The following is a 9,404-nucleotide window of genomic DNA, read 5'->3' as shown; positions in this document are numbered from 1 at the left end:
ACGTCATATCGGTATTTACGGTTATCGCGCCGGCTTTATCCGTCGCTACGTCAGCTGGGCACCGAGTCCGCTGGAACAGATCGAAATGCTGGAGCAACTGCGGGTACTGTGGTACGGCGAAAAAATCTATGTCGCGGTGGCCGAAGTTGTCCCGGGGACCGGTGTCGATACGCCGGAAGATCTGGAGCGCGTACGCGCAGAGCTGCGTTAATCCATTCATCCCCTCCGCTGTGAGGGGACATCCTCAGGCTGTTTTTCCATACATTTCCCTCAATTTTTTGATCTCACCTGATGACATCCCTGCGGCTGGCGCTCATTATAAAATCAGTAGTATTCACAAGGGTAATCAGAAATGGAACAGCTGCGAACCGAACTTAGCCACCTGCTGGGGGAGAAACTGAGCCGCGTGGAGTGTATCAGCGAGAAGCCCTCCTCGGCGTTGTGGTCGCTTTATGATGCGCAGGGAAACCCGCTGCCGCTGCTGGCGAAAAGTTTTACCACGCCAGGCATTGCACGCCAGCTGGCGTGGAAGATCTCAACTCTGGCGCGTAGCGGCACCGCGCGCATGCCGGTGGTCTACGGGGTGTTGACGCATGAAGAGCATCCCGGTCCGGACGTGCTGCTGATTGAGCGGTTGCGCGGGGTGTCTGCGGAAGCGCCGGCCCGTACGCCGGAACGCTGGGAGCAGCTGCAGGAGCAGATCGTGGAAGCTCTTCTGGCATGGCACCGGCATGATAGCGGCGGCTGCGTCGGCATGGTGGACAATACTCAGGAAAACCTGTGGCCACACTGGTACCGTCAGCGGGTTGAGATGCTGTGGAGCACCCTTAATCTGTATCAGGATACCGGCCTGACGATGCAGGATAAACGGATTTTGTTCCGCGCTCGCGAGTGTCTCCCGGATTTATTGAAAGATTTTAATGATAACTGCGTGCTGGTACACGGCAGCTTCACGCTGCGTAGTATGCTAAAAGACGCGCGTAGCGATCAGCTGCTGGCGATGGTCGGGCCGGGCATGATGCTGTGGGCGCCGCGAGAATATGAACTGTTTCGCCTGTCCGACGGGGGACAGGCGGAGCAGTTGCTGTGGCACTATCTGCGCCGGGCCCCGGTGGCTGAATCTTTCCTGTGGCGACGTTGGCTCTATCTGCTGTGGGATGAGGTGGATAACCTCGTCAATACCGGGCGCTTTGACCGCGCCCGGTTTGACCTGGCCGCCAAATCAATTCTGCCCTGGCTCGCCTGAGGTGCCCTTTAACCATTGCCAAATGCGCCCCAGCGTTTCGTAGCCGACGCGATCGCTGTGCATCAGCCAGACCGGGGAAGGGATCGCCCGTTCCCACGGGTTGAGCGGCGACGCGATCGCCAGTTGGTTGGCGGGGGCGGGCAGAGGATTGAGTCCGACATGTTGGAAGAAAATCATCGCCCGGGGCAAATGTGATGCGGAAGTTACCAGCAGGAACGGCGCATCGGCAATGGCCTGTTTCACCGCCTCGGCTTCCTCTTCGGTATCTTTGGGCTTATCCAGAACGATAATTTCGCTGCGCGGTATCCCCAGACTCTCCGCAACTCTGGCTCCGGCTTCTGCCGTGCTGACGGGATTGGTTTTCGCCGCTGCGCCGGTAAAGATGAGTTTTGAGCCCGGGTTCTCATACCACAGGCGGATCCCTTCTGTCAGCCGCGGCAGGCTGTTGTTGATAAGATTTGAACTGGGAGCCCAGTCTCGATTCCAGGTGTAGCCCCCGCCAAGTACGACGACGTATTGCACGCGCTCTGTACCCCGCCATGTCGGGTATTTCTCTTCAATGGGTTTTAGCAAACTATCGGCTACCGGTTGCAGGCTCAGCAACAGCAACAGCAGCCAGCCGAGGCTAACGCAGAGCTTGCCGGTGCGCTGGAAACGACTAAACCACAGTAACGCGATGCCGAGCGCAATCAGCAACAGCAGCAGGGGAAGCGGCAGCATCATACCGCCTAACACCTTTTTCAGTGTAAAAAGCATGCCAGATGGCTCCTTTTTTAACCATATAACTAAAGTTATGTCCGGATCTTATAACAGATCGCTTCATTCTCAGCGTGGGTATGACAAAATAGCGGCTTTGTGTTGGCAGGTGGATCCGCCCGTGAAAGATCGTAATTTTGATGACATGGCTGAAAAGTTTTCGCGCAATATTTACGGCACCACCAAGGGTGAACTGCGTCAGGCCATTCTGTGGCAGGATCTGCAACCGCTGTTGAGCCAGTTGGGGCCTGGACCGCTCCGGGTTCTTGATGCCGGTGGTGGCGAAGGGCAAACGGCGGTAAAAGTTGCGGAAATGGGCCACCATGTGACGTTATGCGATCTTTCGGCTGAAATGGTGGCGCGCGCCAGGCAGGCTGCTGCCGATAAAGGTGTGATCGACAACATGCATTTTGTACAATGCGCCGCTCAGGATATTACGCAGCATATAGAAAGCCCGGTCGATCTGATACTGTTTCATGCGGTGCTGGAGTGGGTGGCCGAGCCGCAGGAGATGCTGCGAACGCTGTGGTCGGTTTTACGACCCGGCGGCGCGCTATCGTTAATGTTCTACAATGCTAACGGTCTGTTGATGCATAACATGGTCGTCGGGAACTTCGACTACGTACAAATCGGCATGCCGAAAAAGAAAAAACGCACGCTGTCGCCGGACTATCCGCGTTCCCCGCAACAGGTTTATGGCTGGCTGGAAGAGCAGGGCTGGCACATTACCGGTAAAACCGGCGTGCGGGTGTTTCATGATTATCTGCGTGAAAAACGCAAACAGCGTGACAATTTTGCGGCGCTGCTGGAGCTGGAAACGCGCTACTGTCGCCAGGAGCCGTATATCAGCCTGGGTCGCTACATTCATGTCACAGCGCTTAAGCCGCAGATGCAAGGATAAACTATGAGTGAATTTTCCCAGACAGTCCCCGAACTGGTTGCCTGGGCCAGAAAAAATGATTTTTCTATTTCGCTGCCGGTAGACAGACTCTCGTTTCTGCTGGCGGTTGCTACGCTGAACGGCGAGCGACTCGAAGGAGAAATGACCGAGGGAGAACTGGTGGATGCGTTCCGCCACGTCAGTGATGCGTTTGAGCAGACCAGCGAAACCATCAGCCAGCGCGCCAATAATGCGATCAACGATATGGTGCGCCAGCGTCTGCTGAACCGCTTTACCAGCGAAATCACGGAAGGCAATGCGATTTATCGCCTGACGCCGTTGGGCATCGGTATTACCGACTACTATATTCGCCAACGCGAATTTTCCACTCTGCGTCTGTCGATGCAGCTGTCTATCGTCGCCAGTGAGCTCAAGCGCGCAGCAGACTCAGCAGAAGAGGGCGGCGATGAGTTTCACTGGCATCGCAACGTCTTTGCGCCGCTGAAATATTCGGTTGCTGAGATTTTCGACAGTATCGATCTGACGCAGCGCATCATGGATGAGCAGCAGCAGCTGGTCAAAGATGATATCGCTCAGCTGTTGAATAAAGACTGGCGTGCGGCGATCTCCAGCTGCGAGTTGCTGCTTTCAGAAACATCCGGGACTCTGCGCGAGCTGCAGGATACCCTGGATGCCGCAGGCGATAAACTGCAGGCTAACCTGTTGAGAATTCAGGATGCGACAATTTCACGTGACGATCTGCATTTTGTCGATCGCTTAGTCTTCGATCTGCAAAGCAAACTGGACCGTATCGTCAGCTGGGGCCAGCAGGCGATTGACCTGTGGATCGGCTACGATCGTCACGTGCATAAATTTATCCGTACCGCTATCGATATGGATAAAAACCGCGTCTTCGCTCAGCGCCTGCGTCAGTCGATCCAGACCTATTTTGACGCCCCGTGGGCGTTGACTCACGCCAGCGCCGATCGTCTGCTGGATATGCGCGATGAAGAGATGGCGCTGCGTGATGAAGAGGTTACCGGAGAGCTTCCGGCGGATCTGGAATATGAAGAGTTTAACGAAATTCGCGAACAGCTCGCCGCGCTGATTGAAGCGCAACTGGTGGTTTACAAAGACAAAGGCGTCCCGCTGGATCTCGGTCTGGTGGTTCGCGAATATCTGGCGCAGTATCCGCGAGCTCGCCATTTTGATGTGGCGCGAATCGTCGTCGATCAGGCGGTACGCCTGGGCGTCGCACAAGCAGATTTCACCGGACTGCCGGCAAAATGGCAGCCGATTAATGATTACGGAGCCAAGGTACAGGCGCATGTCATCGACAAATATTGAACAAGTGATGCCAGTTAAACTGGCGCTGGCGTTGGGCAATCCGTTATTTCCGGCGCTGGACAGCGCCCTGCGAGCAGGTCGTCATATCGGCCTGGACGAACTGGATAATCACGCATTTTTGATGGATTTTCAGGATTACCTGGAAGAGTTTTACGCGCGTTATAACGTTGAACTGATTCGCGCGCCAGAAGGGTTTTTCTATCTGCGCCCGCGCTCCACGACGCTGATTCCGCGTTCGGTGCTCTCCGAGCTGGATATGATGGTTGGCAAAATTCTCTGCTACCTCTATCTCAGCCCGGAACGGCTGGCCAACGAAGGGATCTTTACCCAGCAGGAGCTCTACGATGAGCTTTTGACCCTGGCGGACGAGGCTAAACTGCTGAAGCTGGTGAACAACCGTTCTACCGGGTCCGATCTCGACCGGCAGAAGCTACAGGAAAAAATGCGCGCGTCGCTCAACCGTCTGCGCCGCCTGGGTATGGTCTGGTTTATGGGCCATGACAGCAGCAAATTCCGCATTACCGAGTCGGTCTTCCGTTTTGGTGCTGACGTTCGCGTCGGTGACGATCCGCGCGAGGCGCAGCTGCGCATGATTCGCGACGGTGAAGCGATGGCGCTGGAAAACCATCTGCAGCTCAATGATGAGAACGAAGAGAATCAGCCGGATAGCGGGGAGGAAGAGTAATGATTGAACGCGGTAAATTTCGCTCGCTGACGCTGGTTAACTGGAACGGTTTTTTTGCCCGAACGTTTGATCTGGATGAGCTGGTCACCACGCTGTCCGGAGGCAACGGGGCCGGGAAATCAACCACCATGGCGGCTTTCGTCACGGCACTGATTCCGGATTTGACCCTGCTGCACTTCCGTAACACCACCGAAGCGGGAGCCACCAGCGGTTCGCGTGATAAAGGTTTGCACGGGAAGCTGCGGGCCGGGGTGTGTTATTCGGTACTGGACGTGGTCAACTCGCACCACCAGCGCGTGGTCGTGGGCGTACGTCTGCAGCAGATCGCCGGTCGCGATCGTAAAGTGGATATCAAGCCGTTTGCTATCCAGGGGCTGCCGATGTCCATTCAGCCGACCCAGCTGTTGACGGAAACCCTTAACGAGCGCCAGGCGCGCGTGTTGAGCCTCAACGAGCTGAAAGACAAGCTTGAAGAGATGGAAGGGGTGCAGTTCAAGCAGTTCAACTCGATAACCGATTATCACTCGCTGATGTTTGATCTCGGGGTTGTCGCGCGTCGTCTGCGTTCGGCCTCTGACCGCAGCAAATACTATCGCCTGATTGAAGCCTCGCTGTATGGCGGGATCTCTAACACCATTACCCGCTCGCTGCGCGACTACCTGTTGCCGGAAAACAGCGGCGTGCGCAAAGCGTTCCAGGATATGGAAGCCGCGCTGCGCGAAAACCGCATGACCCTCGAAGCCATTCGCGTCACTCAGTCCGATCGCGACCTGTTTAAACATCTGATCAGCGAAGCGACGAACTATGTTGCGGCGGACTATATGCGTCACGCCAACGAACGTCGCGTGCATCTGGACAAAGCGCTGGAGTATCGTCGCGATCTCTTTACCTCTCGGGCGCAGCTGGCGGCAGAGCAGTATAAGCACGTCGATATGGCCCGTGAACTGCAGGAACATAACGGCGCAGAGGGCGATCTGGAAGCCGATTATCAGGCTGCCAGCGACCACCTGAATCTGGTCCAAACCGCGCTGCGCCAGCAGGAAAAAATCGAGCGCTATGAAGCGGATCTCGATGAACTGCAGATTCGCCTTGAAGAGCAGAATGAAGTCGTCGCCGAAGCGACCGATCTGCAGGAAGAGAACGAAGCCCGTGCAGAGGCTGCTGAACTGGAAGTGGATGAGCTGAAAAGCCAGCTCGCCGACTATCAGCAAGCGCTGGACGTACAGCAGACCCGCGCCATTCAGTACAACCAGGCGCTGCAGGCGCTGGAACGTGCGAAGGCGCTGTGCCATTTACCGGATTTAACGTCGGAAAGCGCCGACCAATGGCTGGAAACATTCCAGGCGAAAGAGCAAGAAGCGACGGAAAAAATGCTGTCGCTGGAACAAAAAATAAGCGTGGCGCAGACCGCGCACGGCCAGTTCGAGCAGGCTTACCAGCTGGTGGCAGCCATCAATGGCCCGCTGGCGCGTAATGAGGCCTGGGACGTGGCGCGCGAGCTGTTGCGCGATGGCGTCAACCAGCGTCATCTTGCCGATCAGGCGCAAGGGCTGCGTAGCCGTCTGACCGAGCTGGAACAGCGTCTGCGTGAGCAGCAGGACGCCGAGCGCCAGCTGAGCGAATTCTGTAAGCGTCAGGGTAAACGCTACGATATTGACGATCTGGAAGCGCTGCATCAGGAGCTGGAAGCGCGCATCGCCTCCTTGTCCGATAGCGTCTCTTCGGCCAGCGAACAGCGCATGAACCTGCGCCAGGAGCTGGAGCAGTTGCAGTCGCGCACCCAGTCTCTGCTGCGTCGGGCGCCGATCTGGCTGGCCGCACAAAACAGCCTCAACCAACTCTGCGAGCAGAGCGGCGAGCAGTTTGAATCAAGCCAGGATGTCACTGAATATCTCCAGCAACTGCTGGAGCGCGAGCGCGAAGCCATTGTTGAACGTGACGAAGTGGGTGCGCGTAAACGCGCCATCGATGAAGAGATCGAACGCCTCAGCCAGCCGGGAGGGTCTGAAGATCCCCGTCTAAACGCGCTGGCGGAACGTTTTGGTGGCGTACTGCTGTCGGAAATTTATGACGATGTCAGCCTTGAAGACGCCCCGTACTTCTCAGCGCTGTATGGCCCGTCGCGCCACGCGATTGTGGTCCCCAATCTGGCGCAGATCGCCGAACAGCTTGAAGGGCTGGAAGATTGCCCGGAAGATCTCTATCTGATCGAAGGCGATCCGCAATCCTTCGATGACAGCGTCTTCAGCGTTGATGAGCTGGAAAAAGCGGTTGTGGTTAAAGTGGCCGATCGCCAGTGGCGCTACTCGCGTTTCCCGACGCTGCCGCTGTTTGGCCGCGCTGCGCGTGAAAGCCGCGTTGAAACGCTGCATGCGGAGCGGGAAAGTTTGTCAGAGCGTTTTGCGACCCTCTCTTTTGACGTGCAGAAAACGCAGCGTCAGCATCAGGCTTTCAGCCGCTTTATTGGCAGTCATCTGGCCGTCGCGTTTGAAGACGATCCGGAAGAAGAGATCCGTAAACTTAACAGCCGCCGCGGCGAGCTGGAGCGCGCCCTTAACGCGCATGAAAGCGACAACCAGCAGAACCGGGTGCAGTATGAGCAGGCGAAAGAGGGGGTTTCCGCTCTCAACCGCCTGTTACCGCATCTTAACCTGCTGGCGGACGATACGCTGGCCGACCGCGTTGACGAAATTCAGGAACGCCTGGATGAAGCCCAGGAAGCGGCGCGCTTTATTCAGCAGTATGGCAATCAGCTGGCGAAACTGGAGCCGATCGTTTCAGTCCTGCAAAGCGATCCGGAACAGTTCGAGCAACTGAAAGAAGATTACGCCTATGCGCAGCAGATGCAGCGCGATGCGCGTCAGCAGGCGTTTGCGCTGAGCGAAGTGGTGCAGCGTCGCGCCCACTTCAGCTATTCCGATTCGGCGGAAATGCTGAGCGGTAACAGCGATCTCAATGAAAAACTGCGCCAGCGCCTGGCGCAGGCGGAAGCTGAACGTAGCCGCGCCCGCGACGCCATGCGTACTCATTCTGCGCAGCTGAATCAGTACAATCAGGTGCTGGCGTCGCTGAAAAGCTCCTTTGATACCAAAAAGGAGCTGCTGAGCGATCTGCATAAAGAGTTGCAGGATATCGGTGTACGCGCCGACAGCGGTGCGGAAGAGCGTGCGCGAGCCCGCCGCGATCAGCTGCATACGCAGTTAAGCAACAACCGCTCGCGCCGTAATCAGCTGGAAAAAGCGCTGACCTTCTGTGAAGCCGAAATGGACAACCTGACCCGCAGGCTGCGTAAACTTGAGCGCGACTACTGCGAGATGCGTGAGCAGGTGGTGAGCGCTAAGGCGGGCTGGTGTGCGGTTATGCGTCTGGTGAAAGATAACGGAGTCGAACGTCGTCTGCATCGCCGCGAGCTGGCCTACCTCTCCGCTGACGAGCTGCGCTCGATGTCGGATAAAGCACTGGGAGCGCTGCGCCTGGCCGTAGCGGATAACGAACATCTGCGCGATGTGCTGCGTGTCTCCGAGGATCCGAAGCGCCCTGAACGTAAAATTCAGTTCTTTGTCGCCGTCTACCAGCATTTGCGCGAGCGTATCCGTCAGGATATTATCCGCACCGACGACCCGGTAGAAGCGATTGAACAGATGGAAATCGAACTGAGTCGTCTGACGGAAGAGTTGACCAACCGTGAGCAGAAGCTGGCCATCAGCTCCCGCAGCGTGGCCAACATTATTCGCAAAACGATTCAGCGCGAGCAGAACCGTATTCGTATGCTCAACCAGGGCCTGCAAAGCGTCTCCTTTGGCCAGGTCAACAGCGTGCGCCTGAATGTCAACGTGAGGGAAACCCACTCGACGCTGCTTGATGTGCTGTCTGAACAGCACGAGCAGCATCAGGATCTGTTTAACAGCAACCGCCTGAGCTTCTCGGAAGCGCTGGCGAAGCTGTACCAGCGTCTGAACCCGCAGATCGATATGGGGCAACGTACCCCGCAGACCATCGGTGAAGAGCTGCTCGACTACCGCAACTATCTGGAGATGGAAGTGGAAGTGAACCGCGGTTCCGACGGCTGGCTACGCGCAGAATCCGGCGCGCTGTCCACCGGGGAAGCGATCGGTACCGGGATGTCGATACTGGTGATGGTGGTGCAGAGTTGGGAAGATGAGTCTCGTCGCCTGCGCGGCAAGGATCTGTCACCGTGCCGTCTGCTGTTCCTCGATGAAGCGGCACGTCTCGATGCCCGTTCTATCGCCACGCTGTTTGAGCTGTGCGAACGTCTGGAGATGCAGTTGATCATCGCGGCGCCGGAAAACATCAGCCCGGAAAAAGGCACCACCTACAAGTTAGTGCGTAAAGTGTTTAATAACCACGAACACGTCCATGTTGTCGGGCTGCGCGGTTTTGCCGCACCGTTGCCGGAAACGCTGCCTGGAACGGCGGATGCTTCTTAGCGGTCATCGATCGATAGAGAAAAGGGCGACTTGATGTCGCCC

7 protein-coding genes are annotated in these 9,404 nt (G+C 56.8%); 6 read left to right on the top strand and 1 reads right to left on the bottom strand.

The features are described from left to right. On the top strand, positions 1-211 hold a 211-nt coding region (locus ACZAHD_RS12610; RefSeq protein WP_462457078.1), incomplete at its 5' end, for a cytidylyltransferase domain-containing protein. A gap of 141 nt (positions 212-352) precedes the next feature. Next, on the top strand, positions 353-1,246 hold the full coding sequence (locus ACZAHD_RS12605) for a YcbJ family phosphotransferase (RefSeq protein WP_462457077.1): 894 nt from the start codon (positions 353-355) through the stop codon (positions 1,244-1,246). On the opposite strand, the gene elyC is transcribed toward ACZAHD_RS12605, so the two are convergent. Continuing rightward, on the bottom strand, positions 1,223-2,002 hold the full coding sequence (elyC, locus tag ACZAHD_RS12600) for an envelope biogenesis factor ElyC (protein ID WP_462457076.1): 780 nt from the start codon (positions 2,000-2,002) through the stop codon (positions 1,223-1,225). The two genes, ACZAHD_RS12605 and elyC, sit on opposite strands and share 24 nt — an antisense overlap. Positions 2,003-2,123: 121 nt before the next feature. Between elyC and cmoM the strand changes: the two genes are divergently transcribed. The 4 genes from cmoM to mukB are packed head-to-tail and all read left to right on the top strand — an operon-like array spanning position 2,124 to position 9,362. Then, entirely contained in the window at positions 2,124-2,903 is a 780-nt protein-coding gene (gene cmoM, locus ACZAHD_RS12595; RefSeq protein WP_462457075.1) for a tRNA uridine 5-oxyacetic acid(34) methyltransferase CmoM, read from the top strand. Positions 2,904-2,906: 3 nt separating this feature from the next. Further along, on the top strand, positions 2,907-4,229 hold the full coding sequence (mukF, locus tag ACZAHD_RS12590; RefSeq protein ID WP_462457074.1) for a chromosome partition protein MukF: 1,323 nt from the start codon (positions 2,907-2,909) through the stop codon (positions 4,227-4,229). Continuing rightward, positions 4,210-4,914: a chromosome partition protein MukE gene (gene mukE, locus ACZAHD_RS12585; protein ID WP_100685488.1), complete on the top strand. Its 705-nt coding sequence runs from the start codon at positions 4,210-4,212 to the stop codon at positions 4,912-4,914. Before mukF ends, mukE begins: the two co-directional genes overlap by 20 nt. Continuing rightward, complete coding sequence (gene mukB, locus ACZAHD_RS12580; protein WP_462457073.1) at positions 4,914-9,362, top strand: chromosome partition protein MukB; 4,449 nt, start codon at positions 4,914-4,916, stop codon at positions 9,360-9,362. Before mukE ends, mukB begins: the two co-directional genes overlap by 1 nt. Positions 9,363-9,404 lie beyond the last annotated feature (42 nt).

It is taken from the genome of Raoultella sp., from assembly GCF_039594335.1.
Lineage (GTDB): Bacteria > Pseudomonadota > Gammaproteobacteria > Enterobacterales > Enterobacteriaceae > Klebsiella.
This window is presented reverse-complemented; position numbering and strand designations above follow the sequence as displayed.

Excerpts from the sequence above, each read along its gene's own strand:
- ACZAHD_RS12605 (WP_462457077.1), top strand. The coding sequence starts at position 353 with ATGGAACAGCTGCGAACCGAACTTAGCCACCTGCTGGGGGAGAAACTG.
- elyC (WP_462457076.1), bottom strand. The coding sequence starts at position 2,002 with ATGCTTTTTACACTGAAAAAGGTGTTAGGCGGTATGATGCTGCCGCTT.
- mukF (WP_462457074.1), top strand. The coding sequence starts at position 2,907 with ATGAGTGAATTTTCCCAGACAGTCCCCGAACTGGTTGCCTGGGCCAGA.
- mukE (WP_100685488.1), top strand. The coding sequence starts at position 4,210 with ATGTCATCGACAAATATTGAACAAGTGATGCCAGTTAAACTGGCGCTG.
- mukB (WP_462457073.1), top strand. The coding sequence starts at position 4,914 with ATGATTGAACGCGGTAAATTTCGCTCGCTGACGCTGGTTAACTGGAAC.